Here is a 24,268-nt window from a genome sequence, read left to right on the forward strand (position 1 = left end):
ATATGTGGCCATTTAGTTATGGCACTCACTTTTTTAACCCACAAAAAAAGAGACCATGCTGAGAGCATGGTCTATAAAAATGGTGGCTATGACGAGACTTGAACTTGTGACCCCCGCATTATGAGTGCGGTGCTCTAACCAACTGAGCTACATAGCCGTAAACTGTGTGCGCATTATCTAAATTTCAGAGATTAGCGTCAAGCCCTTTATTTGATGAGTGTTCAGAGTTTGAGCACTTTATTTCCTTTCAGTTAATATTTAAGCAAAACCACCATTTATTCATGCTATTTTTTCTTTAATCTCATCAAAAAAGCATTTAAGAGTCGAGATAAAGATGCCTCAATTCAAATTCATCGCTATCAGTTTAATCGCCCTGACTACCACAGCCTGCCAACTGATTTCACCCTTGTTTGTGAACTACAATGGGGTACGAATGGATGTAGCACGCTGGACCAACAATCAACAACTCCTGAGCATGTAACAAAAACGCAGTCTTGCCCAGCTGAGTAAAGCACAACAAAAACTTTATCGAATTGAACAGATTCCGCAAGATCAGAAATTAGCCATTGCTACGCAAAACCAGATTGCCTTACATTGCGCCCGACTCTATGTTTCAGAACATAAAATAAATCAACTGCAACTGATTGTATTTGGCAAAGATAAAAAGCAACAGATTCTGGAAAAACATGATCAAGAATTTCCGAAAGTAAAACTCGAGGCTAGTGTAATTCAATGTGAATAATAATTTTTTAAGATAAATTTTAAGCATAAAAAAAGACCACGCTTTTAGAAGCGTGGTCTATTAAAATGGTGGCTATGACGGGACTTGAACCTGTGACCCCCGCATTATGAGTGCGGTGCTCTAACCAACTGAGCTACATAGCCAAAACTGTGCGCGTATTATCTATTTCAAGCAATCTTATGTCAAGAAATATCACGCAATAATTGTAAAAAAATCTGGTGAAGTGAGCCGATAAGCCGGGTTCTGTCGTGAACGATCATTCCTCTAGGCGTACAATCACTCGTACGCTCAAGCGACCTACCCGAATCCAGCACGGGCCGTGCCTGAAGGATTCCTATTTGGTCTTGCTTCTGGTGGGGTTTACCTTGCCGTGAACTGTTACCAGACACGCGGTGCGCTCTTACCGCACCCTTTCACCCTTACCATCTCTCTTGGTCTCCCCGAAAGGAAATTGCAAAGATGGCGGTCTACTCTCTGCTGCACTTGCCGTCGGCTTTCACCGCCCAGGCGTTACCTGGCACCCTGCCCTATGAAGCCCGGACTTTCCTCCCCTGCTTCAATCACGGAGATTTCCACAGCAGCGATCGTCTGGCTCACTTCGGGGCGTATGCTAACAAATTTCAGCATTAATTACTGGTGCTTTTTTGTGCAATCAGCTTTTTATATTTTTCCATCAGCTCATCTTGCGATTCCACATGCTGGGGATCATGCGGAATACAATCGACAGGACAGAATAATTGACACTGCGGTTGATCATGATGCCCGACACATTCGGTACACAAATCCGGGTGAATTTCATAAATGACTTCACCCATAAATATTGCCTCATTCGGGCACACCGGCTCACAGACATCACAATTGATGCATTCATCGGTAATATATAAAGACACGCTACCAACCTTGCTGCTGTTTCCGCTTAAAGGCTTCAACCACAGCTTGCGGTACAAACTGGGTCACATCACCATTTAAACGTGCTATTTCACGTACCAACGTAGATGAAATAAAAGAATATTGCTCTGAAGGGGTTAAAAACACCGCTTCAAAATTCGAATCAAGGCGACGATTCATATTGGCCAATTGAAATTCGTATTCAAAGTCAGATACTGCACGCAAACCACGAAGCACTGCTGTAGCTTTTTGTTCATTAAAGAAATTGACCAACAAACCATCAAAGCCTACAAATTCAACATTGTCCAAATGGCTAAGCGATGCTTTTGCCAACTCTACGCGTTCTTGCAAACTAAACACCGGGTTTTTATGATGACCAATGGCAATCGCGACCACGACTTCATCAAACATTTTTGATGCACGTGTCACAAGGTCAATATGGCCGTTGGTGATTGGATCAAAAGTTCCCGGATAAATCACGCGAGTTTTAGACATCCATTTGTACCCTGTTTGTTATGTAGAACTGTATTTTAGCAAAATCTTGATTTATTGGTGAAGAAACTCCATTAATTTAAAAACTTCAACTCAATTCAAGATGCGGTACAATAGTAGTAAGTTTGGAAGTATCAGATTATGGCGAAAGCAAGTATTGTAGTTAAAAAAAATAACGGCGGCACGATTGCACTCAACAAACGTGCACGCCACGATTATTTTATTGAAGAAAAATTTGAAGCGGGGCTTTCTTTACAAGGTTGGGAAGTCAAATCAATGCGTGCAGGTCGCATGACCATTGTAGAAAGCTATATTACCTTTAAAAATGGTGAAGCCTTCTTGTTTGGTGCACAAGTTCAGCCTTTGCTGAGTGCATCCACACACGTCGTTCCTGAAGCAACGCGTACACGTAAACTTTTGCTGAACCGCCGTGAAATTGAAAAGCTCATGGGTGCGATTAACCAAAAAGGTTATTCGTGTGTGCCATTGGCATGTTATTGGAAAGGTCCAAATGCCAAGCTGGAAATTGCCTTGGTTAAAGGTAAGCAGTTACACGACAAGCGTGCCACAGAAAAAGATCGTGACTGGCAACGCGATAAGGCTCGGATTTTCCATAAATAATTTTACATCAATAAAAAAACCTCCAACTAAGGAGGTTTTTTTATTGATATTCAAAAATGATTATTTGAATTTATTTAACAACAAGGCAATGTATTCACCAAACCAGATTGCCGTATCCAAGTCACCTTGTGGAGGAGTCACTTCAACCGGCGCATTATCGGATTGGGTCATGAGTCCCAGAAAGCTCGACATGCGGTTTAGATCCTGTGTACTGCGTCCGGTGGGCATCATCGGCAGGCCTGTCCATAACATGCCATGCTGCATGGCAAACAGGTTAATCTGTTGCAACACTGCCAGCTTATCTCCGCTTAAACCACCACCATTGGTGAAACCGGCCGCGATCTTGCCTTGCCAGGTGCGTGCTAACCAGCGTTTGGAAGATTGCTCCATAAACTGTTTCAAACCCGAGGTAATACTGCCCATATAGGTAGGACAACCCAACATGATCGCATCGGCCTGATCCAATACATCCCAATCCACCTGTTCAATGTTCATGCAGTGCACATGAATACCCGCTTGCTTGGCACCTTGTGTAATAAAAGAAGCAACCTTTGCGGTATGACCATATGGGCTGTGATAAACGATGGCAAGCGATTTAGAAGATAAAGACATATCAATAAAAACAATAAATTTTAATCAAGTTTAACAGTTTCAAGCCATAAACACGAATGTCGCCATGCGTCCTGTTTTGGCTTCACGGCGATAGGAAAAATATTCCCCTGTCTGCTGATAGCTGCATTGATCGCCTCCCAGCACCAACTCAACACCGTGTTGCTTTAAGATAAACCGTGCAATAGCGTATAAGTCTGCATAAAACTTACCCGCTTTTTCACCGGCTTTAAAAGCACTGTCCAGTTCAGGATATTTGGAGCAAAAAGCCGTTTTGACTTCTTCACCAATTTCAAAACAAGGCTGACTGATCGCAGCGCCTAACCATGCCCACGTCGGCTGAGTTTGCATGGTCGCAATAGTATTTTCCACAATACCACCCGCCAGACCACGCCAACCGGCATGGAGATTCGCGATTTCCGTGCCATCTGCATTGCCAAGCACGACAGGCAGGCAATCAGCCGTCATCATCATTAAAGCATGTGCTTTACGCTGTGTGACCAGACCATCTCCCTCCAAAGCCAGAAAAGAAATTTCTTCATTGATACTATGGCAGATGGTGCTATGCGTTTGTGTCATCCAGGTGACTTTATCGACGCCAAATTCAGCAAACTGTTGCAGCAAGGCCATACGGTGCTGCTGTACACGTTTTGCGTCATCATGGACATGCAATGCCAGGTTAAATCCAGCCAGTTCAGGTTGAGCTGAGGCCAGCGTTTTCTCATGATGCACGCGGGTCTGCCCAACATATACACCTAGTGGAAGCCCTTGAACAAATTGCATGTCTATTTCCTTGTGCTTTTCCCTATGATTCATATCAAGCCTTAAAACGGCTTAATAGGCTTTATTTTCACTGCGCAATACCTCAACCAGTTGTGCGAAGTCATCTGACCATGGCGCTTCAAACATCATTTCCTCACCGCTACGAGGATGAACTAGGCCAAGTTTGGCTGCATGCAAGGCCTGACGTCTAAAGTTACGTAAAGTATCACCCAGCAATTCTGAAGCACCTGCCGGTACACGAACACGGTTCATATAGACCGGATCACCAACCAGACCAAAGCCCAAATAACTAAAATGTACACGAATCTGATGGGTACGACCGGTTTCCAGACGCGCCTGCACACGGGTAAAATGCTGGAAACGCTCTTTCACATTGTAATGAGTGACCGCATCTCGACCACCTGGCAAAACTGCCATTTTCACGCGATCTACCGGATGGCGCTTGATTGGCTCATCAATGGTACCGCCAGCAATAATATTGCCGTAAACAATCAGGTCATAGACCCGGTAAACCGATTTCTTCGCCAATTGCTTGCTTAAAGAAAATTGCGCTTCCAGATTTTTTGCCACCACCAGCAAACCGCTGGTGTCTTTATCAATACGGTGCACCAGACCGGCGCGTGACAATTCGGCAGATTTTGGATAATGATAAAGCAAGGCATTGACCAAAGTACCCGAGCTGTTTCCAGCACCCGGATGAACCACCATGCCGACCGGTTTGTTAATGACAATAATATCGTCATCTTCATACACCACATTTAAGGGAATATTTTCCGGCTGGCTTGTGGTTTGAACTTCCAGCTCAACATCGAGCGTTAACAGCTCATTGCCTTCACATTTATACTTAGGTTTAACAGTGTTACCATTTACCAACAAATGACCATCTTTCAGCCACTGCTTTAATTTTTCACGGGAAAAATCATTCCAGATTAACGCTGCAACCTGATCGATACGTTGCCCCAAATAGCTTTCATCCAATTGAAATTGCAACGATAAACGTGTTGCAGTTGAGTCTGAAGTATGGTTATCTGCATCCTCAGAATCTTCAAGTAAATTGAAATCAGTTTCAGGGACATTAGAATTAGAAGATTGTGCTTGACTCATTTGCTCATTCAGACAAAAGTGGTTTAATAGTGCAATTGTAGCTCATTGCCCGTATTAACAGAGGAATTTTTATGTCGTTACCACGTTATAAAATGACAATGCTTGCTTTATCTTTAGGCGTTGCGTCGGCAATAGTGGGCTGTAGCAGTAATCCAAAGAAAGATGTGGTGGACACAGGACCGCAGTCTAGCGAGCAAGTTTATATTCAAAAAGCTGAAAAAGCCCTTGAACGTGGTCAATATACCGACGCGGCCAAACATTTAGAAGCCATAGATACCTATTACCCTACAGGTGAATATGCGCAACAAGCACAATTAGAATTGTTGTACGTTAAATTTCAACAAAAAGATTATGAGGGTGCAATTGCCCTTGCCGAACGTTTTATTCGTTTAAATCCGCAACATCCAAATGTGGACTATGCCTACTATGTTCGTGGCGTGGCGAATATGGAACAGAATTACGATAGTCTGTTACGTTATACCTCATTAAAGCAGGCTCACCGTGATGTGAGCTATTTAAAAGTCGCTTATCAGAACTTTGTCGATTTCATCCGTCGTTTCCCATCGAGTACCTATGCGGTAGATGCAGCACAGCGTATGAAGTTTATTGGTAACGAGCTGGCTGAAAGTGAAATGAACGCAGCACGTTTTAATATTAAACGTAAAGCCTGGCTAGCGGCTATTGAACGTTCACAATGGGTAGTCGAACACTATCCACAAACCCCGCAAGTTCCTGAAGCTTTAGCGACCATGGCTTATGGCTATGACAAGCTAGGCGATACGCAAACTTCACAGCAATACGTTGAAGTGTTAAAGCTGAATTATCCACATCTGGTTAAAGCAGATGGTAGCGTGAATATGCGTGCCGCGCATGGTGAAGGTAGCTGGTTTAACCGCGCTACTTTAGGTGTTTTTGGTCGTGAAGCGCAAAACTCTACCGAAGCAGAGCAACAGCAAATTTCAGAACAGTCTGAAAAGCGCAGTCTCACCAATCGTTTAAGTTTTGGTTTGCTGGATCGTCCTAAAACTGAAAGCAGCATCCCTCCTGCACCAGAACAACAACCTCAACAAGAAACACCAACCGCAAAATAAGCGTAGCTTAATCGGTCGCATTTTCATGAAGGGCAAGTTATCATACTTGCCCTTTTGTTATTTCAATGCGTCATATTGATCATTTTGCGCAAAAGGTATACAAATTAACTTTTAACCGAATCACGCAATTTAAACTTGCGTACATTCTGACAGCTTATTTGTCAGTCATTTATAGATAGATCACAACCCGATTGCATACCTATGGCTATTCCTCAACACACGATTGATCAAATCCTGGATCGTACCGATATTGTCGATCTGATTGGTCAGCGCGTGAAACTTAAGAAAACCGGTCGCACCTATTCAGGATGCTGCCCTTTTCATCAGGAAAAATCGCCATCTTTTCATGTCTATCGCGACAAGCAATATTTTCATTGTTTTGGCTGCCAGGCCAACGGCAACGCCATTCGCTTTTTAATGGACATTGACGGTCGTAACTTTATCGACGTGATGAAGGATCTGTCGAGCCGAACCGGGATTGAACTGCCGAAAGACAATAACGACAGCAATAAAATCAAATATAAACGTGAAGCAACAAAACCTGCTCCCACAGTACAGGTGCAAGAAAAGCCGAAAAGCACCGCCGATCAAACGGTAGATGCAGCACCTGTAGCGAATTTTGATCCTTTTGCAGAATTTCAGGCTCAAGAAACCGAATACTATGGCGATCCCTTTGCATCCTTTGAACAGATGCCAATGGAAGAAACCGCACAAGACGGCAACCTGTTTGATTTACTGGAAAATATTGCCCAGTATTACCAACGTCAATTACCGCAAAGTGCCAGTGCACAGCAGTATTTTAAGCAGCGTGGCTTAAGCGCAGAGACCATTGATTATTGGCGCTTAGGCTATGCACCAGAGGATTGGCAACACCTTGAAAAGGCCTTTCCACAAGATCTCGAAGGCTTAAAACTGCTGGGTCTGATCCGTACCAGTGACAATGGCCGTGATTTTGACCTACTGCGTGACCGGGTGATTTTCCCGATTCGAGATGCTAAAGGACGTGTAGTCGGTTTTGGTGGTCGTGCCTTAAATGACGAAATCAAGCCCAAGTACATCAACTCGCCTGACTCTGAAGTGTTCCATAAAAACCAGTTACTCTATGGTTTATATGAAGGCCGCAAGCAGAAAGCCCAAGACTGGCTGATGGTTGAAGGTTATATGGATGTGATTGCCTTGCAGCAATATGGTATTGCTGGAGCCGTCGCAACACTAGGTACTGCAAGTAACACCGAACACCTGAATATTTTATTCAAGCAGAATAACCGTATCACGATTGCTTTTGATGGAGATACAGCTGGACAAAAAGCTGCCCGTCGTACTTTGGAAATAGCCCTGCCGCTGCTGAATGATGGCCGTGAACTGAAGTTTTTTGTGCTGCCCAATGATCACGATCCGGATTCTCTGATTCGCCGTGAAGGCTTAGAAAGCTTTCAACGCATGTTGCAAGCCGCGCCTTTATTATCCGAGTTTGTTTTTGCGCATTTAACTCAAAATCATAACAGCACATCGCCTGAAGGTAAAAGTCAGGTCATGGGTGAGTTAAAACAGCTCACTGAACTGCTACCAAAACATGGCTCTTATCGTTATTTACTACAGCAATATTTCCGTGAAAAGCTCGGTTATAGTCGCAAATGGCAGCCGCAAGTCAACAATGATGCATCCTTAAGCTTTAGCACCAAGATTGATGCTGAAGAATATGTGATTGCGATTTTGATGAATCACCCCTATCTGTATATTCATTTTGAACCTCTGCGGGCATTGATTTCACCTGATCAACTGCTGTTTAAAATTTTAAATATCTTGAATATTATTTTTGATGATTTACCCGATGATACCGAGCTGTCGCAGTATTATGTATTAGGGGCATGCGCAGCTTATCACCATGACTTGCAACATATTTTACTGCAAGCCAATATCAGTGATTACACCTCTTCACCTGAGCAGGCCGATAAACTGGCGGAAGATTTCTCCATTAAACTGCAATACCAATGCCTGCAACAAAAACTTAAATCGAAGAAATTTGCCAGCATTGCCGAAATGCGCAATCTGAAACAGAAGATTTATGAGATTGATAAAAAACGCTCGCTGACCCTGTTAGAAGAATAAGCGAGCGGCAGTCACTTACTGCTTATGATTCGTGCTTGGTGTTACGCCGTTTGGCAAATACATCATCTAATTGATCACGCAGCGATTCGAAATAACCCGGATCTTCAGCCTTGGCGGCTTGTCGCAATAAGATAGACGTCGGATGCAGTAATTTTTGTGTCAGGCGATGCGACAATTCCTGTAAAACCTGCTCCGGATTGTCACCACTGGCCATACGAGACATCGCCAAAGCCAGTTCTTCTTGTCGAAGTGCTTCACCCTGTTCACGATAAGCTTGAATGGTACTACCAGCTTTTTTAATTTTTTGCTGGGTCAGTAACTCTGTAGCTAACTGATTGACCATTACCTCTGCTTCAACTGCAGCCTGGCGACGTTGGGCCAGATTGTCATCAATCACGCTCTGTAAATCATCGACGCCATAAAGATAGACGCCATCTAGAGATTCAACTTTGGGATCGATATCGCGCGGAACAGCCAAATCAACCAACAGCATTTGTTGATAGCGACGTTTTTTTAAAGCCGTCTTGACATCTTGATATGAAATGACCTGATGCAAACTACCGGTACAGCTGGAAATGACATCTGCACGGTGCAAATTTGCAGCCAGTTCAGAAAATTCAATAATTTCTACATCGACACGATGCGCAATTTCTTGTGCCAAGGTTTCAGCACGAGCACGGGTCCGATTGCAAATCAAAACTTTACCCACGCCCATTTCCGCCAGATGTTTCGCCACCAGACTATTCATTTCACCTGCAGCAACCACCATCACGGTCAGCTTTTCTGGTTTGCTAAATACTTGTAAGGCCAACTGGGCAACCGCATAGCCCATAGAAACCGCATGGCTACCCACAGCAGTTTCCGAGCGCACACGTTTCGCTGCATAAAAGGCATATTCAAAAATACCGTTCAAGTTTGCAGAAACAGTATTTGCATCTTTAGCCAGAGAAAGTGCAGACTTTACTTGTCCTAAAATTTGCGGTTCACCCAGCATCAAGGAATCCAATCCACTGGCAACTCGCATCAGATGCGTTACAGCCTGTGCATTTTCATAGCGATAGACATGATTAAATAATTGTTTAGCATCTATGCCATTTGCTTGGGCGAGCCAATTCATTACCATATCTGCATTTTCAGACATGGCATAAACTTCGGTGCGGTTACAGGTAGACACCACGACCATATCGTTCAGGTCATGTTTTTGGCTTTGTAGGCTAAGCAATTGCATTAATTTTTCAGGATTAAATGCAATCTGCTCACGCAGTTCTACAGAAGCGGTTTGATGGTTGACACCCAATGCAAAGAAAGACATATCAGATCATCATTTCGCTAAATTTATGCTATTGTGCGGTATTGGTGTCATAAAAAGCATTACTTGGATCAAGAAAAATTGCGTCAAACAAATGGCCGGATTAACGGCATGACAATTAAGCAATATTCTACCACATTCTTACTTGTGGGTAGCATGGCTTCCAGTGCTCATATTAGAGCATCTGGAGAAATTTATCATGCCAATTCAAACTATAATGCCATAAAACAAAGCATGATTGCTGAATTTGCATTGACCTATCATGACATTCCCACAGCATTGCACAACTACACGGTGCTGGCAATTAAAAGCAATTCAAGCACGGTTAAACAGCGCGCATTAAATGTTGCTTTAGAACAAAATGACTTGAAGGCGGCACTGGATATTGCCACCCATTGGGTGGTTCAAGAACCAACCGACGTTCCAGCTTTATTTTATCTTTCACATATTGCCCTGAAATCGCATGAGTATGAACTGGCTGCGGAGACGCTGGACAAGATTTTAAACATCGACCCAGATGCAGACCTGGAAAAAATTCTCGTCGGTATTGCCCCGGAACAGCCAGAAGATCGCGAAGTATTGATTGAGGCCTTGCGCAAAAGTAAAGAACAGGACAATCCCTCGGTACTGGTACTGATTGCAGGCCTAGAAGCACAAAACGGACAGCTGGAACAGGCACTGACCACCATTAACCGTGCATTAAGGAAGCGTTCTAATGTCACAGCCTTCATTTTAATGAAGGCCAATTTGCTTAGTGCCTTGGGAAATGAAGAAGAAACCTTAAAATGGTATGATAAAGCTAGCCGTAAACATAAAAACAATTTAGAAGTGCGTTTGGCCGAAATTAAATATCTGATTAAACTCAATCAGTCGGGGAAAGCCCTCAGTAAATTACAAGGCTTACTAAAAAAATGGCCTCATGAAGAAGAAGCGCTATTTATTGCCGGCTTGACCAGTATTGACTTAAAAGAATATGAACAAGCAGAAAAATATTTGGTAGAACTGCGTTCTTCCAACCAATACCAGAATGAAGCCTATTACTATCTGGCAGTTAATGCCGAAAGAAAGCAGCATTTTGAAACAGCAAAAGCCTATTACCGGCTGGTAGATGGTAGCCTGTACACGGTTTCACGCCGCAACATGATTAATATTTTTTCTGCCCAAAATCAGCTTGCCGATGCACTGCGCTTTCTGACCCAAGAACGGGTCAATTATCCGCAATATGCCAGTTTTTTATATCAGGCGCAGGCCGATATTTTAAAACGTATGGACAATAAAAAGGCAGCCATACGCCTGCTCGATGAAGCCATCAAAAATGTCCCGGATGATCCGGAACTGATTTACTCAGAAGTGCTATTACTCGATCCTTATCAAGATCGGGACAAACTTGATAAATTATTACAAAAATTGCTGGAAATTGAGCCTAATAGCCCAACCTATCTGAATGCCTATGCCTATACCCTTGCGCTGCAAAACCGGCGTCTGGATGAAGCCCGCAAGTATGTTGAACATGCCTTGGAATTTGCTCCCGAACAAGCGTCTATTTTAGATACCCTGGGCTATATCACCTTTTTACAAAACGACTTTAAAACCTCGGCTCAGGTGTTAGAACAGGCTTATCAATTGAGTCAAAGCGTGAAAATTGGGGTGCGCTATGCAAAATCATTATACATGCAAGGTGATCTGACAAAATTTAGTAAAGTGTTACAACAATTACAAAAAAATCATCCTAATGATCCGCAATTAGAGCAATTGAAATCGTTAGTGTTACCGCAACAAATGAAAAAGAGTTAATTATCTGTATGCACATTTTTTCAAAATTGAGCTTAAGCCTGATTGCCACAAGCACCTTGATCCTAAGCGGTTGCCAGCAATATACCCAGCCTCAGGCACCCGGCGTTTCTCAACTTCCGGTAGCCGCCAATCATTTCAATCTGCAAGGTAAAATTGGGGTAAAAACACCCGGACAATCAGGGAGTGCTTTTTTCACCTGGGTACAAGAGCAGGATGAATTTGACATCGAGTTAAGCGGAATTTTAGGTGTCGGTAAAACCCAGATTTCAGGTCAACCGGGTAATGTCAGCCTCAACAGTGCCAAAACAGGTCTGATTCAAGCTGGTACGCCTGAAGAATTACTGGAACGTGCAACCGGCTGGCAAGCACCAATCACCCATTTAGTCGACTGGGTTCAGGCCCGACCGGCAACGACACAAGCAAAAATCAGTAAAGACGAGCAAAATCGTCCCATCCAGTTTCTGGAAGAGGGCTGGACCGTCGACCTGAGTTATAATGCACAAGCCCAGTTACCGAACAAGCTGATTTTAAAACAGACACTTGAGTCAGGTCAGGAAAACCGTATTACAATGCTCATTCAAAATCGTTAAGTCTATTTAAAAAGTCCAAAATTCTATGATTCGTGTTCCCTCTCCTGCCAAGCTCAATCTTTTTTTGCATATCACCAGTCGTCGTGACGACGGCTATCATGAATTGCAAAGCATTTTTCAGCTGATTGACTTGTGTGACTGGCTGGAATTTAGCCAAACAGTCAGTCCTGAAATTAGTATTGATGGATTAAGCAGCGTCGATTTGGAACAAAACCTCATTTTCAAGGCCACGCAGATTTTAAAACCTTATGCAAAAATGTATTCGGGCTTAAATATCAGCATTGAAAAAAACATTCCCATGGGTGCTGGACTGGGCGGAGGTTCATCCGATGCCGCCACCACCCTGATTGTGGTAAACCAATTATGGCAATGTGGTTTAAATATTGAGCAATTGGCAGAACTGGGTTTAAAACTGGGTGCCGATGTGCCCATTTTTGTTCATGGCCGTAATGCCTGGGCAGAAGGCATTGGTGAACACTTAACATTCATAGACTTAGATCAAAAACAATACATCGTGTTAAAACCTGACTGTTTTATCAGCACTCAACTGCTTTTTTCACAAAAAACGTTGACAAGAGACACGAAGCCTACTAAATTTTGCGCCTATCAGTTAAAGCCATTTAACTTTGGAAATAACTTTGAGCCTTTGGCAAGAAGCTTATATCCGGAAGTAAATGAAGCGATGCAGTATTTAGACCAGTTCGGTATTGCAAAACTTACGGGTACAGGTGCTTGTGTTTTTACTGAAGTAACTGCCGATATGAATATTGATGAGATTTTAGCTCATTCACCTTGTAAAGCTTACTTGGTTAATAGTTTAAATGAATCACCATTACGTCATTTCAAGGTTATATGATAGGGGCGTCGCCAAGTGGTAAGGCACCGGGTTTTGATCTCGGCATCCGTTGGTTCGAATCCAGCCGCCCCTGCCATCATTTTCATCTGTAGATTACTGTATTAGGGGCGTCGCCAAGTGGTAAGGCACCGGGTTTTGATCTCGGCATCCGTTGGTTCGAATCCAGCCGCCCCTGCCATTTAAACAGTCGTTTAAATTAATATTACAGTGATCAAATTTAGGGGCGTCGCCAAGTGGTAAGGCACCGGGTTTTGATCTCGGCATCCGTTGGTTCGAATCCAGCCGCCCCTGCCATTTTCTCAAAAAAGACAGTACAGTATTTGCTTGTTCATTTGTTAATTCACCTTGACATAGAGCAGCAAAACTATTAAAGTTCTGCCGCATTAGGGGCGTCGCCAAGTGGTAAGGCACCGGGTTTTGATCTCGGCATCCGTTGGTTCGAATCCAGCCGCCCCTGCCATCTATTTTCAAACATTCCAACCGCCAAGGGTGCTTCATGCCCAATCTTGTCGTTTTTAGTGGAACTGCACATCCACAATTCGCCCAAAAAGTCGTAAGCCACCTGCACATTCCTTTAGGTGCAGCATCTGTAGGTCAATTTTCTGACGGTGAAATCGCTGTCGAAATTACTGAAAATGTTCGTGGTAAAGACGTATTCGTTGTACAGCCTACTTGTGCGCCAACCAATGACAACCTGATGGAAGTCCTTGTTATGGCTGACGCTTTACGTCGTGCAAGTGCAGGTCGTATTACCGCTGTTATTCCTTACTTCGGATATGCTCGTCAAGACCGTCGTCCTCGTTCAAGCCGTGTACCAATTACTGCAAAAGTTGTAGCAGACATGCTCACTACTGTAGGTATTGACCGCGTTGTAATGATCGACCTTCATGCCGACCAGATTCAAGGTTTCTTCGATATCCCTGTAGACAACATCTACGGCACTCCTGCATTACTTGCTGACCTTCGTCAACAGCAACACCATAACCTTATGGTTGTTTCTCCAGACGTAGGCGGTGTAGTTCGTGCCCGTGCTGTAGCGAAACAAATGGGTGATATCGATCTTGCAATCATCGACAAACGTCGTCAAAAAGCAAATGAATCACAAGTGATGCATTTGATTGGCGATGTCAAAGATCGTGACTGCGTCATCGTAGATGACATGGTGGATACTGCAGGTACTTTGTGTAAAGCCGCTGATGCACTCAAACAATTTGGTGCTCGCCGCGTTGTTGCTTATGCAACTCACCCAGTACTTTCTGGTAAAGCTATTGAGAACTTGAAAAACTCTGTAATCGACGAACTTGTTGTAACAGATACTATTCCGCTTTCTCAAGAAGCCCAAGAACTTGGTAAGATTCGCCAAGTTTCAGTAGCCAGCATGGTTGCTGAAACAATTCGTCGTATTAACAACGAAGAATCTATTAGCGCAATGTTCGATTCTTATCTATAATATAGCGCTGAATTTTCAAAACCCTGCCCTGTGGCAGGGTTTTCTATCACTAGGCTGGTCGAAGGCCTAGTCAATTAAACTTAAATTAGGAATGTCTATCATGGCAAACTTCGTATTAAATGCAGTAGCACGTGAAGAAGCAGTTCAAGGGAAAGGTTCGAGCCGCCGCCTTCGTCTTCAAAACAAAGTTCCAGCAATCATCTACGGTTCAGGTGAGCCTGTTGCAGTAACTTTAGAACTTCGCGAATTAATTAAAGCTTTAGAAAACAATGCTTTCTTTGAAGAAGTTGTAGAAATCAAAGTTGGCGACAAAGTTGAAAGCGTTAAAATCCAAGCTTTACAACGTCACCCAGCTAAAAACACTCCAATGCACGCTGACTTCAAACGCGCATAAGTGTTGATGGTGTAAATTAGTGTCAAAACTTTCGCTAATTGTTGGTTTGGGCAATCCTGGTAAGGAATACGCCCAAACCCGCCATAATGCAGGCTTTTGGTTCGTTGAACGCCTTGCAGAACAATATGGCATTTCTCTCAAAGCCGATCCTAAATTCTACGGAATCAGTGGTCGAGGTAATATTGAAGGTCAAGACGTCCGTCTGCTGTTACCCACAACCTTTATGAATGCCTCAGGCAAAAGTGTTGTTCCCTTCGCCAAATTCTATCAAGTTGCTCCCGAAGCAATGCTCATTGCACATGATGAACTGGATATGAATCCCGGTGTTATCCGCCTGAAAACCGGCGGTGGTCACGGTGGTCATAATGGTTTACGCGATATCGTTCCTCATACAGGCCCTAATTTCCATCGCTTGCGTATCGGTATTGGTCATCCTGGTTCCAAAGAACGTGTATCGGGTCATGTACTCAGCAAAGCACCGAGCAGCGAACAAGATTTAATGGATGATGCCATTGCCCACGCTTTATCTCGCATTAAATTGCTGGTAAACGGTGACATACAGCAAGCCATGAATCAAATTAATGCTCACAAACCGAACTGATCATTCTACAAATAATTGAATTTTCCTTCTTGCCATGTTGCTTTTTTCGGAGCAAAATGCGCTTTCTGCGGATTATTGATCCAGTAAGAAGTGATTTGATTTAACTAAGATAAAATCTTAGGTCAACTAAGGAGACGCTAGCCATGCTTTCTCGTTTATTAAAAGCTAAAATTCACCGTTGTGTCGTTACACAAGCAGAATTACATTATGAAGGTTCTTGTGCAATTGACGGCGTGTTAATGGATTTAGCTGGTATCCGCGAATATGAAGAAATTCATATGTGGAACGTGACTAATGGTAAGCGTTTTACCACTTATGCCATCCGTGGTGAAGAAAACTCTGGCATTATTTCAGTCAATGGCGGTGCTGCCCTGCAAGCTGATGTTGGTGATCTGATGATCATTGCTACATTTGGTGATTTCACCGAAGCGGAAGCAAATGCCCATAAACCACGTCTGGTTTATGCCAACCCGAATAATACTGTAAATCACACTGCGAACTGTATTCCTGTTCAAGTGGCTTAAGATTTAAAGATATGAAAGCCCGCAATCATGCGGGCTTTTTTATGCGCGACTTTTCACATTTTAATTTATGCCTAGTTTGACTAACCATATGACTGATTCATCTATAGAAACTTAAGTCATCCTTGCAAAACAGGTCTATACTTATTGCACATCGCTTCAGGGCGGGGTGTAATTCCCCACCGGTGGTAAATTAAAACTATATTTTTATAGCATTTAATCAGCCCACGAGCCTGTAAACTAAAAATGGTTTACTCGCAGATTTGGTGAAAAGCCAAAGCCGACGGTATAGTCCGGATGAAAGAAGACGACGTAACGGATATTTATATTTGATATATCGCTGCGACCCCATTTCTGCATCAGTCCTGAAATGTTCAACCGTATGTTTATTTTACGAGAGCGTTTCAATGTCTAGTTTGATTCAACCCGAAATTTTCTTCTCAGCCCTTCCCCCAGCTGAACAACGTATTCAAAAAGCATTAGAAGATATCCGCCAAGGCAAACCTGTTTTGGTCATGGATGACTTTGACCGTGAAAATGAAGCTGACCTGATTGTAGCTGCAGACACATTAACGGTAGAAACCATGGCACGCATGATTCGTGATGGTTCAGGTATTGTCTGTTTATGTCTAACCGATGAATTGGCTAATCATCTAGAACTTCCTCCGATGGTGGCTGATAACTCAAGCCAGTTTAAAACCGCCTTTACGGTGACGATTGAAGCTGCGGAAGGCGTAACTACCGGTGTTTCAGCCAAAGACCGCACAACTACCATTAAAGCAGCAATTAAAGAAGGTGCCGTAGCCAGCGACCTCAATCGCCCAGGCCATGTGTTCCCCTTGCGTGCTCGTGAAGGTGGTGTCTTGACTCGTCGCGGCCATACTGAAGGTACAATTGATTTAGCACGTTTAGCCGGCCTTAAACCTGCTGGTGTTTTATGTGAATTGACCAATCCGGATGGCACTATGGCTTCAGGCATTCAGGTGTTGTCTTATGCGCAAACCCATCAATTAACCGTGATTACCATTGAAGAAATTGTGCAATATCGCTTAGCGCATAATCTTTAAGATTAAAAAAATAAAAGCCCCTAAAGTCGGGGCTTTTTTATTATTCGGAATATTTAGAACAAGCTGGAATACAGACCATATCCGGCTATTAAAATTAGTATTGCACCACACGCCCCCAGTAATTGACTGTAAATCTTGGACCGAGATAACCGATTAAAACTCAAATAAACCAATGATAAAGTGGCAAAATCTAGAATAATCCAACTCAAAGTTAGAATCCCCAGACTAATATCTAAATCAGGAGTGATCTGTATAAATTGAGGGAAAATGCAGCCAAGAAAAGAATGTCTTTTAGATTGGAAATGCCCACAGAAAACCCCGTTTAAAACCGCCATCCGCTGCTTTTAATTGTGCTGAATAACCCTTAACTGAGTTTGAGAAGGCTTCTTTTAAAATCTGAAAACCCAGATAAGCAATATAAATACAGCCTAAAATTTTAATGCTGTTAAACCATTGCTGATTAAGCTCCAGAAAACCTTTTAATATTAAAATAGAAATAGTGATCAGGATCAATGAAGCGAAATTGGTTCCAAAAATGGTTTTTAATGCTTTGCGATAGCCGCCTTTTAATCCAGCACTTGCTTACCCGTAACATTTACCGGCCTTGGGGTTGCAATCATAATAATGACTGCAACAACATACAGCAGGAATTCTCCAATATTCATGGGCTAACTCGCTTGATTTGATCTTTTATTATTTTTAAACCCACATAACAAAAAGGACTTAGTCATCCTCTTCCACTTCACGCAATAAGTGATGACTAATCCCATCGGCACGTAAAAAGGCAAAATCGTAGCTTGCTGTCGCCAGCGCCAGTACACGACGCTCAAACTCCTGCCACAAAGGACGTACATCTTTGTAATGAATGCCTAAACCACTATCATCAGTAAAATGTCGATTCTTTTCACAGATTTTTAAAGCGTGATACAGCTTACGACCCTTCGAGGCATCATCACGCAAACGAACCCGTTTAGATAATACAAAGCCTTCGACATGCCGAATATCGGCAAATGGCAACATCGGCACTAAAATTTGATCCAGCTGAACATCAAGACGTTTCCAAACAGCCGTTTGCTGTTCTGCTGTATAAGTATTCCATTTAATCACTTCATGATTAAAACGACGGCAACCACGACATACCGAATCACCAAACACCGTAGAGCAGCGCCCTGCACATGGAGTCAAAGAGGCAATTCGACGATCAGTATTCAAAATAAACTCCGAAATTCAATAATATTCAGGTCTGACAGATGAAGACCACTTTATATTTAACATTCAATTTGCACAGGCATAATACATCTCCAAACAGCAAATTAAAAACCATATTTCATACATGGTTTTCTCGCAAATTTAGGCAATTCACGTTAGAATACGCGCCTTAAATTTTGTCCTATCTTAAATACATTTGGAGTATTCCATGAACGCTACTGTAGAACAGCTTGCACCTGTAGAACAGCAAGCGACCACTGAATGGGTTGTTGCAGCACTTTATCAATTCAAAGAAGTTCAAGATCCTGCCGATCTTCAACAACGCTTACTTGATTTGGTAAAAACCATCAATCTTTGTGGAACTCTAATTGTGGCTGGTGAAGGCATTAACGGAACTGTAGCGGGCGACCGTGCAGCGATTGATACCATCCATCAATTTCTACTGAATGAAGGTTTTAACGCAATGGAATACAAAGAGTCTCACAGCTCTGACAAACCATTCCGTAAAATGAAAATTAAACTAAAAACTGAAATTGTGACTTTGGGTGTGGAAGTTAAACCACGCGACTTAGTCGGTCACTATCTTGATCCTAAAGAATGGAATGAACTGATTGCACGTGATGACGTGATCTTGATTGATACGCGTAACGACTACGAATATAAAGCAGGTACGTTTAAAGGCGCGGTTGATCCTAAAACTGAAACTTTCCGTGAATTTCCGGAATACGTCAAACAGAACCTTGAACAGCACAAAGACAAGAAAATTGCCATGTTCTGTACCGGTGGGATTCGCTGTGAAAAATCAACTTCATTATTACTGCAAGAAGGTTTTAATGAGGTCTATCATTTAAAAGGCGGTATCTTAAAATACCTGGAAGAAACCCCTGCTGAAGAAAGTCTGTGGGAAGGTGAATGTTTCGTATTTGATGGCCGTACCGCAGTTACCCACGGTGTAGAAGAAGGTCAGAACGTTAAGTGTCATGCTTGTGGTTGGCCTCTACTTCCTCAAGAAGTTGAACTTCCAAGTTATGAACATGGCGTATCATGCAAATACTGCATTGACAAAACCACAGAACAGCAGAAAGCCGGATTCCGTATGCGTCAATCGCAGATTGCAGCGGCTAAACGTAAACGTCTGTAATTCAAACCAAGAAAATCTTTTAAAAAAGTTCTCTTTAGAGGACTTTTTTTATTTACTAAAAAACAAAAGATAAAAAAAGATACCAAGACACACAAATAATGTATATATAATCATCAATAATCTGTTAATCTGAGAACTGCAACACACAATAAGAGCTAACTTATTCATATTTAACGTGAAAAAGGATAAAAATTATGCCTAGAGCAATTAGCCGTTCAATTGATTATACCCGTCGTTTTCACCAGATTCGGGAAAAAAATCACCTAAAAATAGAACAACAAAAACAGATTTTAGAGCAAGAATCACATCTTTTTATTGTGGTATTAGGTGCCATGATCGGCAGTATCTTGTCTATATTCATCGCCTATCACCTTACACCTAATTTTATAGAATACGCCCTGCTCAGTGCGGTTCCTTTTGCACTAGCCTATAGTTTAAGAAAAGTTTATATCCATACCTTAATTCATAGCCAAGAATAATCTGCTGTATTTAGAAGGATACTTTACCCTGAGCCGAATAATATTTAGGATGGTTGAAATATCATTATTATTTTTATAACCATATGAATCTGACTGAGTGGATTATTTCCATTATGGAACAACTGGGCTACCTCGGTATTGCCCTGCTCATGTTTCTCGACAATGTATTTCCTCCGATTCCTTCTGAAATTATTATGCCTTCCGCAGGTTACTCAGCCTCACAAGGTCAGCTCATACTCCTTGGTGTCATTATCGCAGGCTGTTTCGGTTCACTGCTCGCTGCAGCTTTTCTATATTGGATTGGCTATCAGTTCAAGCATGAAGGCATTTTTCGATTTATAGACCGTTATGGCAAATATCTGTTTATCAAATCTGAAGATGTGAAAAAGTCACTGGGCTGGTTTGAGCATTATGGACATCGCATCGTATTCTTTGGCCGCATGATTCCCGCCGTACGTTCCCTGATTAGTATTCCAGCGGGCATGAGCCACATGCCCTTTTGGAAATTTATGTTTTATAGCAGCTTGGGTACCATCATCTGGACCACTTTTCTGGCCTGTGTCGGATTTTACTTCGGTGAAAATCAGCAGCTCATGCAGCAAATTTTCAGTAAAGTCAGTGATGTGATTATTGTCATTGTAGTGATCATTATTGGCTGGATTGTATACCGTAGACAGCAGCGTAAAAATCGCCCATCCTGAACAAAGGTTACCCGAGGGAGACTAAAACGATGTCGCATTATCTTAAATATTTTGCAGCCGTTTATAGTATTGTCTTAATCCTGTTGGTCAGCATCTTGATTTATGCACTAAAGCTCGGTGTCATCACCCTGCTGCCTGGCTTGATCGCTTCTGCTTTTCTGAGCGCCAGACATTTTGTCAAAAAAGAACAGCGCTTACCGAATGCCAAAGAAAAAAATACCCTGGTTTGGGGATCAACAATCATCGCCATGACCATGGGCTTTATCGTGATGTTTATTTTGATTTTTATGCATCCACGTGCTGAGGAAATTCTCATGACCATGGGTTATGCTGGGAGAGCCCGCAATTCATTGCTGGTGGCGGGTGCCATTGCTTTACATGGGCTGATCTTTCATATCGCTTATAATGGTTATGCCCGATACACTTTGAATAAATATAAATAACTTTTGCTGAGAAATTTTCTCTATCCACTATAAAAATGGAAATTCGCGCCTAAAAAAAGCACCCCAAGGTGCTTTTTTATTTAACGAATTAATTTGCTGTGTGATACATAAGCCGCGATTGGAACGGCGCAAGGCGCACCATCACGCTGGCGTATGGTACATTAAATATAATTCATTCAAGTTATCTGGAATTTCTTCAGCAATTTCATCCATGAGCTGACCATTGCGGCGGAAAGATTCCATTTGTGGATCTTCTTCATCTACACCACTGAAGACCATCATCGGTAAAGTTAAATCTACCAGTTGCTCTTCATGTTCTGGTGTAAACCAAGCATCTTCGTTTAAGAACATGGCATCGACAAAACCAACGCTCCAGTCGCCTAAACTTGAATCCACATCTGCTTCTTCAATTTCAAAAGGAAATTCAATTCCCTCTTCGTTCGCCAAATTTTGACGAATCGATTCTAACCAGGCTTTTACTTGTGCAATAATTTCACTCGGAACTTTCTTTTGATTGTTGTCAAAGAGTTCATCGAGCCACTTATCAAAAGCAGGGCCAACTGCAATTGCACACAGAAAACCATGAGTTGCCGCAAAATCCAGACCATATTCATTTTGGTCGCCATCTAGATAATCGCTCAAAAGGTCTAAATCTAAAGCACTCATTTAAAATCCAGGTTTGTAAAATAACTACCGCATAGCATAGCATTTTAGCTGGCTGTGCAGAATCCTATTTTAGTCTTCTTCATCATCAAAATCGTCGTCGTCATCAAGATCATAATCAAAATCTTTCAGTTCACGCTCTAAACGACGTTGTGCGAGAAGGTCATCAATGAGACGACGTTTTTCTAACGACTCTTTAGCACTAATTTTGCTTGATACTTCATCAAAACTAACATCATCATCACTGTAGCTATCATCTAGTTCAAAATCTGTAGAAGACACTAAAACTACCTCATGGTGAAAAAAAGTGAATGGGCCTAGGCGCTATTTATCGTACCCATGTCATTTTGTCAAGTATTTTTATTTTTTTATCTTAGAAACACCATTTTATCTTGTTTTTTACCTCTAAAATTGTGTATTTATGAACGCTGAGAATTTTTATTACGCCGGATAAAGCAAACTCAAAATATTTTGTAGGCGATCCCTCACCCGGCCTTGAAAAAAAAAATTCCAGCCCCATATTGAAAACAATTGTTAAATCAAATTCATATTTTTTAAATGAGACTTGAGCAATCAATATTCAAAACAATTTTAATCGAATTGTGCTATCATGCACGGTTTTTCACTGCCACAGATTCAACGAAGAGTAAGCAAAGATGAGCGATATGACTTCCCCTACTTCGCAAGTAGCGGCTCTGATTAGCCGAGGCAAAGAGCAAGGTTACTTAACTTACGCTGAGGTTAACGATCATCTCCCGGACTCGATCACGGAAAGCGAACAGATTGAAGACATTATTCAGATGCTTCAAGACGTCGGCATTCCAGTGCATGAACGTGCGCCTGAATCTGATGACACCATGTTCGATGGCTCGAATACTGAAACAACCGATGAAGTTGCTGAAGAAGAAGCGGCCGCTGTTCTTGCGTCAGTTGAAAGCGAACCTGGTCGCACGACCGATCCAGTACGTATGTACATGCGTGAAATGGGAACGGTTGAACTATTAACGCGTGAAGGTGAAATCAGCATTGCTAAACGCATTGAAGAAGGTATTCGTGACGTTCTTCATTCTATTGCGTATTGGCCAAATGCAGTTGAAGTTGTATTAAAAGAATATAACGATGTCACTGAAGGTGAACGTCGTCTTGCTGATATTTTATCGGGTTATTTAGACCCGGAATCTGATGAAGAAATTCCAGAAGTTTTAGAAGAGGAAGCTGAAATCGATGAAGATGAAGAAGCAAGTTCTAAAACAACCAAAGATGTAAAACTGGACGATGATGACGAAGAAGAGTCTGAAAGTGATGATGATTCTGAAGGCGAGTCAGGTCCTGATCCAGAAATTGCCCGTATTCGTTTCACCGAATTGGAAGATGCATGGAAACTAACTAAAGCTGCAATTGAAAAGCATGGCCGTAATAGCAAGCAGGCAGAAGAAGCACTGCAAGCATTGGCAACCGTGTTTATGATGTTCAAATTTACTCCGCGTTTATTTGACATTATTTCTGAAATGATTCGTGGTACACATGAACAGATCCGTACTTCTGAACGTGAAGTTATGCGGTATGCGGTACGTCGTGGCCGTATGGACCGTACCCAGTTCCGTACTTCTTTCCCGGGTCAGGAGTCGAATCCAGCCTGGTTAGATGAGCAAATTGCCAAAGCACCTGCCGAGCAAAAAGCTTATTTAGAAAAAGTACGTCCAGATGTACTGGCATTCCAGCAAAAGATTGCCGACATCGAAAAAGAATTGGGCTTGAATGTTAAGGACATTAAAGACATTTCTAAACGTATGTCGATTGGTGAAGCAAAAGCCCGTCGTGCGAAAAAAGAAATGGTTGAAGCCAACTTGCGTCTGGTAATTTCGATTGCGAAAAAATACACCAACCGTGGTTTGCAATTCCTTGACTTGATTCAAGAAGGTAACATCGGCTTGATGAAAGCCGTGGACAAGTTTGAATACCGTCGTGGTTATAAATTCTCGACTTATGCAACTTGGTGGATTCGTCAGGCGATTACCCGATCAATTGCGGATCAGGCACGTACCATTCGTATTCCAGTACACATGATCGAAACCATTAACAAGATCAACCGTGTATCACGTCAATTGCTTCAAGAAATGGGGCGTGAACCGACGCCTGAAGAATTGGGCGAACGTCTGGAAATGGACGAAGTCAAAGTACGTAAAGTGCTTAAAATTGCCAAAGAACCGATTTCTATGGAAACGCCGATTGGTGATGATGAAGATTCGCATTTGGGTGACTTCATTGAAGATGGCAACATCACCTCTCCGATTGATGCTGCAACCTCAGAAGGCTTAAAAGAAGCGACTCGAGAAGTACTGGAAAACTTGACTGAACGTGAAGCGAAAGTCTTGAAAATGCGTTTTGGTATTGATATGCCAACTGACCATACTCTGGAAGAAGTCGGTAAACAGTTTGACGTAACACGTGAACGTATCCGTCAGATTGAAGCCAAAGCATTACGCAAATTACGTCACCCTTCCCGCTCTGAACACTTACGTTCATTCCTGGAAAATGACTAAGCCATTGTGATACCGATGGAGACTTGAAAAACAGCCAAGTATCTCCATCTAGTATTCAAGACATATAA

At 42.4% G+C, this 24,268-nt stretch carries 25 protein-coding genes, 6 tRNA genes, 1 other RNA gene, 2 pseudogenes and 1 riboswitch; of the genes and pseudogenes, 21 read left to right on the top strand and 13 right to left on the bottom strand.

Features of this window, described 5'->3' with window-relative positions:
- Window positions 1–80 precede the first annotated feature (80 nt).
- Window positions 81–157: transfer RNA gene (locus WAE57_RS02105), tRNA-Met, on the bottom strand.
- A gap of 177 nt (window positions 158–334) precedes the next feature.
- On the opposite strand from WAE57_RS02105, the pseudogene WAE57_RS02110 reads away from it, so the two are divergent.
- Window positions 335–742: pseudogene (locus WAE57_RS02110) on the top strand (hypothetical protein).
- A gap of 66 nt (window positions 743–808) precedes the next feature.
- On the opposite strand, the gene WAE57_RS02115 reads toward WAE57_RS02110, so the two are convergent.
- The 4 genes from WAE57_RS02115 to coaD all read right to left on the bottom strand — a co-directional run bounded on the left by WAE57_RS02115 (window position 809) and on the right by coaD (window position 2,125).
- Window positions 809–885 (bottom strand) — tRNA-Met (locus tag WAE57_RS02115).
- Between the two features lie 73 nt (window positions 886–958).
- An RNA gene (gene rnpB, locus WAE57_RS02120) (RNase P RNA component class A) lies at window positions 959–1,342 on the bottom strand.
- Window positions 1,343–1,368: 26 nt separating this feature from the next.
- Window positions 1,369–1,632 (bottom strand): YfhL family 4Fe-4S dicluster ferredoxin, encoded by a 264-nt coding sequence (locus tag WAE57_RS02125; protein WP_237786719.1) that lies wholly within the window; start codon window positions 1,630–1,632, stop codon window positions 1,369–1,371.
- A 1-nt stretch (window position 1,633) separates the two neighbouring features.
- Window positions 1,634–2,125, bottom strand: a complete 492-nt coding sequence (coaD, locus tag WAE57_RS02130; protein ID WP_237786718.1) for a pantetheine-phosphate adenylyltransferase — start codon at window positions 2,123–2,125, stop codon at window positions 1,634–1,636.
- A 138-nt stretch (window positions 2,126–2,263) separates the two neighbouring features.
- Here coaD and smpB point away from each other — a divergent pair, with 138 nt between their 5' ends.
- On the top strand, window positions 2,264–2,743 hold the full coding sequence (gene smpB / locus WAE57_RS02135) for an SsrA-binding protein SmpB (RefSeq protein WP_131288808.1): 480 nt from the start codon (window positions 2,264–2,266) through the stop codon (window positions 2,741–2,743).
- Between the two features lie 60 nt (window positions 2,744–2,803).
- Here the strand turns inward: smpB and WAE57_RS02140 are convergent, their stop codons facing one another.
- From WAE57_RS02140 to rluD, 3 genes are read right to left on the bottom strand one after another with little or no spacing between them, the layout of a single operon-like run.
- Window positions 2,804–3,355 carry a flavodoxin family protein gene (locus tag WAE57_RS02140; protein WP_337707808.1) on the bottom strand — a complete coding sequence of 184 codons (552 nt, stop codon included), beginning with the start codon at window positions 3,353–3,355 and terminating at the stop codon, window positions 2,804–2,806.
- A gap of 39 nt (window positions 3,356–3,394) precedes the next feature.
- Entirely contained in the window at window positions 3,395–4,135 is a 741-nt protein-coding gene (gene pgeF / locus WAE57_RS02145) for a peptidoglycan editing factor PgeF (RefSeq protein WP_337707810.1), read from the bottom strand.
- A gap of 51 nt (window positions 4,136–4,186) precedes the next feature.
- Window positions 4,187–5,239 (bottom strand): 23S rRNA pseudouridine(1911/1915/1917) synthase RluD, encoded by a 1,053-nt coding sequence (gene rluD / locus WAE57_RS02150; protein ID WP_086176266.1) that lies wholly within the window; start codon window positions 5,237–5,239, stop codon window positions 4,187–4,189.
- Between the two features lie 71 nt (window positions 5,240–5,310).
- Here rluD and WAE57_RS02155 point away from each other — a divergent pair, with 71 nt between their 5' ends.
- Complete coding sequence (locus tag WAE57_RS02155; protein WP_337707814.1) at window positions 5,311–6,330, top strand: outer membrane protein assembly factor BamD; 1,020 nt, start codon at window positions 5,311–5,313, stop codon at window positions 6,328–6,330.
- A gap of 201 nt (window positions 6,331–6,531) precedes the next feature.
- A complete protein-coding gene (locus WAE57_RS02160) occupies window positions 6,532–8,439 on the top strand; it encodes a CHC2 zinc finger domain-containing protein (RefSeq protein ID WP_337707816.1) in 1,908 nt (635 codons plus the stop codon).
- A gap of 22 nt (window positions 8,440–8,461) precedes the next feature.
- On the opposite strand, the gene hemA is transcribed toward WAE57_RS02160, so the two are convergent.
- Window positions 8,462–9,751, bottom strand: a complete 1,290-nt coding sequence (hemA, locus tag WAE57_RS02165) for a glutamyl-tRNA reductase (protein WP_337707818.1) — start codon at window positions 9,749–9,751, stop codon at window positions 8,462–8,464.
- 78 nt (window positions 9,752–9,829) lie between these two features.
- On the opposite strand from hemA, the gene WAE57_RS02170 reads away from it, so the two are divergent.
- The 12 genes from WAE57_RS02170 to ribB all read left to right on the top strand — a co-directional run bounded on the left by WAE57_RS02170 (window position 9,830) and on the right by ribB (window position 17,021).
- Window positions 9,830–11,542: a tetratricopeptide repeat protein gene (locus WAE57_RS02170; RefSeq protein WP_337707821.1), complete on the top strand. Its 1,713-nt coding sequence runs from the start codon at window positions 9,830–9,832 to the stop codon at window positions 11,540–11,542.
- Window positions 11,543–11,550: 8 nt separating this feature from the next.
- The gene (lolB, locus tag WAE57_RS02175; RefSeq protein ID WP_337707823.1) at window positions 11,551–12,132 is read left to right on the top strand and encodes a lipoprotein insertase outer membrane protein LolB; all 582 of its coding nucleotides are present in this window, start codon (window positions 11,551–11,553) and stop codon (window positions 12,130–12,132) included.
- A 25-nt stretch (window positions 12,133–12,157) separates the two neighbouring features.
- Entirely contained in the window at window positions 12,158–12,988 is an 831-nt protein-coding gene (gene ispE / locus WAE57_RS02180; RefSeq protein ID WP_237786709.1) for a 4-(cytidine 5'-diphospho)-2-C-methyl-D-erythritol kinase, read from the top strand.
- Window position 12,989: 1 nt separating this feature from the next.
- Window positions 12,990–13,064, top strand: a tRNA-Gln gene (locus WAE57_RS02185).
- A gap of 27 nt (window positions 13,065–13,091) precedes the next feature.
- A tRNA-Gln gene (locus WAE57_RS02190) sits at window positions 13,092–13,166 on the top strand.
- Window positions 13,167–13,207: 41 nt separating this feature from the next.
- Window positions 13,208–13,282, top strand: a tRNA-Gln gene (locus tag WAE57_RS02195).
- A 91-nt stretch (window positions 13,283–13,373) separates the two neighbouring features.
- Window positions 13,374–13,448, top strand: a tRNA-Gln gene (locus WAE57_RS02200).
- Window positions 13,449–13,484: 36 nt separating this feature from the next.
- Window positions 13,485–14,438 carry a ribose-phosphate pyrophosphokinase gene (locus tag WAE57_RS02205; RefSeq protein ID WP_086176272.1) on the top strand — a complete coding sequence of 318 codons (954 nt, stop codon included), beginning with the start codon at window positions 13,485–13,487 and terminating at the stop codon, window positions 14,436–14,438.
- A gap of 100 nt (window positions 14,439–14,538) precedes the next feature.
- Window positions 14,539–14,832, top strand: a complete 294-nt coding sequence (gene rplY, locus WAE57_RS02210; RefSeq protein ID WP_237786708.1) for a 50S ribosomal protein L25 — start codon at window positions 14,539–14,541, stop codon at window positions 14,830–14,832.
- A 19-nt stretch (window positions 14,833–14,851) separates the two neighbouring features.
- A complete protein-coding gene (gene pth, locus WAE57_RS02215; protein ID WP_086176274.1) occupies window positions 14,852–15,433 on the top strand; it encodes an aminoacyl-tRNA hydrolase in 582 nt (193 codons plus the stop codon).
- Between the two features lie 143 nt (window positions 15,434–15,576).
- Window positions 15,577–15,957: an aspartate 1-decarboxylase gene (panD, locus tag WAE57_RS02220; RefSeq protein ID WP_086176275.1), complete on the top strand. Its 381-nt coding sequence runs from the start codon at window positions 15,577–15,579 to the stop codon at window positions 15,955–15,957.
- 149 nt (window positions 15,958–16,106) lie between these two features.
- Window positions 16,107–16,267, top strand: a riboswitch (FMN riboswitch).
- Between the two features lie 94 nt (window positions 16,268–16,361).
- Window positions 16,362–17,021: a 3,4-dihydroxy-2-butanone-4-phosphate synthase gene (gene ribB / locus WAE57_RS02225; RefSeq protein ID WP_337707831.1), complete on the top strand. Its 660-nt coding sequence runs from the start codon at window positions 16,362–16,364 to the stop codon at window positions 17,019–17,021.
- A 53-nt stretch (window positions 17,022–17,074) separates the two neighbouring features.
- Here ribB and WAE57_RS02230 read toward each other — a convergent pair.
- Together WAE57_RS02230 and WAE57_RS02235 are read right to left on the bottom strand one after the other, a co-directional pair.
- Window positions 17,075–17,686, bottom strand: a pseudogene (locus WAE57_RS02230) (LysE family translocator).
- A gap of 58 nt (window positions 17,687–17,744) precedes the next feature.
- On the bottom strand, window positions 17,745–18,233 hold the full coding sequence (locus WAE57_RS02235) for a DUF1289 domain-containing protein (RefSeq protein WP_337707833.1): 489 nt from the start codon (window positions 18,231–18,233) through the stop codon (window positions 17,745–17,747).
- Between the two features lie 205 nt (window positions 18,234–18,438).
- On the opposite strand from WAE57_RS02235, the gene WAE57_RS02240 reads away from it, so the two are divergent.
- The 4 genes from WAE57_RS02240 to WAE57_RS02255 all read left to right on the top strand — a co-directional run bounded on the left by WAE57_RS02240 (window position 18,439) and on the right by WAE57_RS02255 (window position 20,994).
- Window positions 18,439–19,371 (top strand): rhodanese-related sulfurtransferase, encoded by a 933-nt coding sequence (locus tag WAE57_RS02240; RefSeq protein WP_086176278.1) that lies wholly within the window; start codon window positions 18,439–18,441, stop codon window positions 19,369–19,371.
- 194 nt (window positions 19,372–19,565) lie between these two features.
- Window positions 19,566–19,850: an FUSC family protein gene (locus tag WAE57_RS02245; protein ID WP_337707835.1), complete on the top strand. Its 285-nt coding sequence runs from the start codon at window positions 19,566–19,568 to the stop codon at window positions 19,848–19,850.
- An 83-nt stretch (window positions 19,851–19,933) separates the two neighbouring features.
- On the top strand, window positions 19,934–20,551 hold the full coding sequence (locus WAE57_RS02250; RefSeq protein ID WP_337707838.1) for a DedA family protein: 618 nt from the start codon (window positions 19,934–19,936) through the stop codon (window positions 20,549–20,551).
- Between the two features lie 29 nt (window positions 20,552–20,580).
- Window positions 20,581–20,994, top strand: a complete 414-nt coding sequence (locus tag WAE57_RS02255; RefSeq protein ID WP_337707840.1) for an ABZJ_00895 family protein — start codon at window positions 20,581–20,583, stop codon at window positions 20,992–20,994.
- A gap of 141 nt (window positions 20,995–21,135) precedes the next feature.
- On the opposite strand, the gene WAE57_RS02260 is transcribed toward WAE57_RS02255, so the two are convergent.
- Entirely contained in the window at window positions 21,136–21,660 is a 525-nt protein-coding gene (locus tag WAE57_RS02260; protein ID WP_086176282.1) for a YecA family protein, read from the bottom strand.
- Window positions 21,661–21,729: 69 nt separating this feature from the next.
- Window positions 21,730–21,939: a hypothetical protein gene (locus WAE57_RS02265; protein ID WP_086176283.1), complete on the bottom strand. Its 210-nt coding sequence runs from the start codon at window positions 21,937–21,939 to the stop codon at window positions 21,730–21,732.
- Between the two features lie 374 nt (window positions 21,940–22,313).
- Here WAE57_RS02265 and rpoD point away from each other — a divergent pair, with 374 nt between their 5' ends.
- Window positions 22,314–24,200, top strand: a complete 1,887-nt coding sequence (gene rpoD / locus WAE57_RS02270; protein WP_086176284.1) for an RNA polymerase sigma factor RpoD — start codon at window positions 22,314–22,316, stop codon at window positions 24,198–24,200.
- The last annotated feature ends 68 nt before the right edge of the window (window positions 24,201–24,268 follow it).

Origin of the sequence: Acinetobacter sp. NS-4 (genome assembly GCF_037402435.1) — a bacterium.
Taxonomy (GTDB): domain Bacteria; phylum Pseudomonadota; class Gammaproteobacteria; order Pseudomonadales; family Moraxellaceae; genus Acinetobacter.

Excerpts from the sequence above, each read along its gene's own strand:
- rplY (WP_237786708.1), top strand. The coding sequence starts at position 14,539 with ATGGCAAACTTCGTATTAAATGCAGTAGCACGTGAAGAAGCAGTTCAA.
- ispE (WP_237786709.1), top strand. The coding sequence starts at position 12,158 with ATGATTCGTGTTCCCTCTCCTGCCAAGCTCAATCTTTTTTTGCATATC.
- WAE57_RS02155 (WP_337707814.1), top strand. The coding sequence starts at position 5,311 with ATGTCGTTACCACGTTATAAAATGACAATGCTTGCTTTATCTTTAGGC.
- WAE57_RS02255 (WP_337707840.1), top strand. The coding sequence starts at position 20,581 with ATGTCGCATTATCTTAAATATTTTGCAGCCGTTTATAGTATTGTCTTA.
- rpoD (WP_086176284.1), top strand. The coding sequence starts at position 22,314 with ATGAGCGATATGACTTCCCCTACTTCGCAAGTAGCGGCTCTGATTAGC.
- rluD (WP_086176266.1), bottom strand. The coding sequence starts at position 5,239 with ATGAGTCAAGCACAATCTTCTAATTCTAATGTCCCTGAAACTGATTTC.
- panD (WP_086176275.1), top strand. The coding sequence starts at position 15,577 with ATGCTTTCTCGTTTATTAAAAGCTAAAATTCACCGTTGTGTCGTTACA.
- pgeF (WP_337707810.1), bottom strand. The coding sequence starts at position 4,135 with ATGCAATTTGTTCAAGGGCTTCCACTAGGTGTATATGTTGGGCAGACC.
- lolB (WP_337707823.1), top strand. The coding sequence starts at position 11,551 with ATGCACATTTTTTCAAAATTGAGCTTAAGCCTGATTGCCACAAGCACC.
- WAE57_RS02250 (WP_337707838.1), top strand. The coding sequence starts at position 19,934 with ATGAATCTGACTGAGTGGATTATTTCCATTATGGAACAACTGGGCTAC.
- WAE57_RS02160 (WP_337707816.1), top strand. The coding sequence starts at position 6,532 with ATGGCTATTCCTCAACACACGATTGATCAAATCCTGGATCGTACCGAT.
- WAE57_RS02260 (WP_086176282.1), bottom strand. The coding sequence starts at position 21,660 with ATGAGTGCTTTAGATTTAGACCTTTTGAGCGATTATCTAGATGGCGAC.
- WAE57_RS02205 (WP_086176272.1), top strand. The coding sequence starts at position 13,485 with ATGCCCAATCTTGTCGTTTTTAGTGGAACTGCACATCCACAATTCGCC.
- WAE57_RS02140 (WP_337707808.1), bottom strand. The coding sequence starts at position 3,355 with ATGTCTTTATCTTCTAAATCGCTTGCCATCGTTTATCACAGCCCATAT.
- WAE57_RS02245 (WP_337707835.1), top strand. The coding sequence starts at position 19,566 with ATGCCTAGAGCAATTAGCCGTTCAATTGATTATACCCGTCGTTTTCAC.
- ribB (WP_337707831.1), top strand. The coding sequence starts at position 16,362 with ATGTCTAGTTTGATTCAACCCGAAATTTTCTTCTCAGCCCTTCCCCCA.
- WAE57_RS02240 (WP_086176278.1), top strand. The coding sequence starts at position 18,439 with ATGAACGCTACTGTAGAACAGCTTGCACCTGTAGAACAGCAAGCGACC.
- coaD (WP_237786718.1), bottom strand. The coding sequence starts at position 2,125 with ATGTCTAAAACTCGCGTGATTTATCCGGGAACTTTTGATCCAATCACC.
- smpB (WP_131288808.1), top strand. The coding sequence starts at position 2,264 with ATGGCGAAAGCAAGTATTGTAGTTAAAAAAAATAACGGCGGCACGATT.
- hemA (WP_337707818.1), bottom strand. The coding sequence starts at position 9,751 with ATGTCTTTCTTTGCATTGGGTGTCAACCATCAAACCGCTTCTGTAGAA.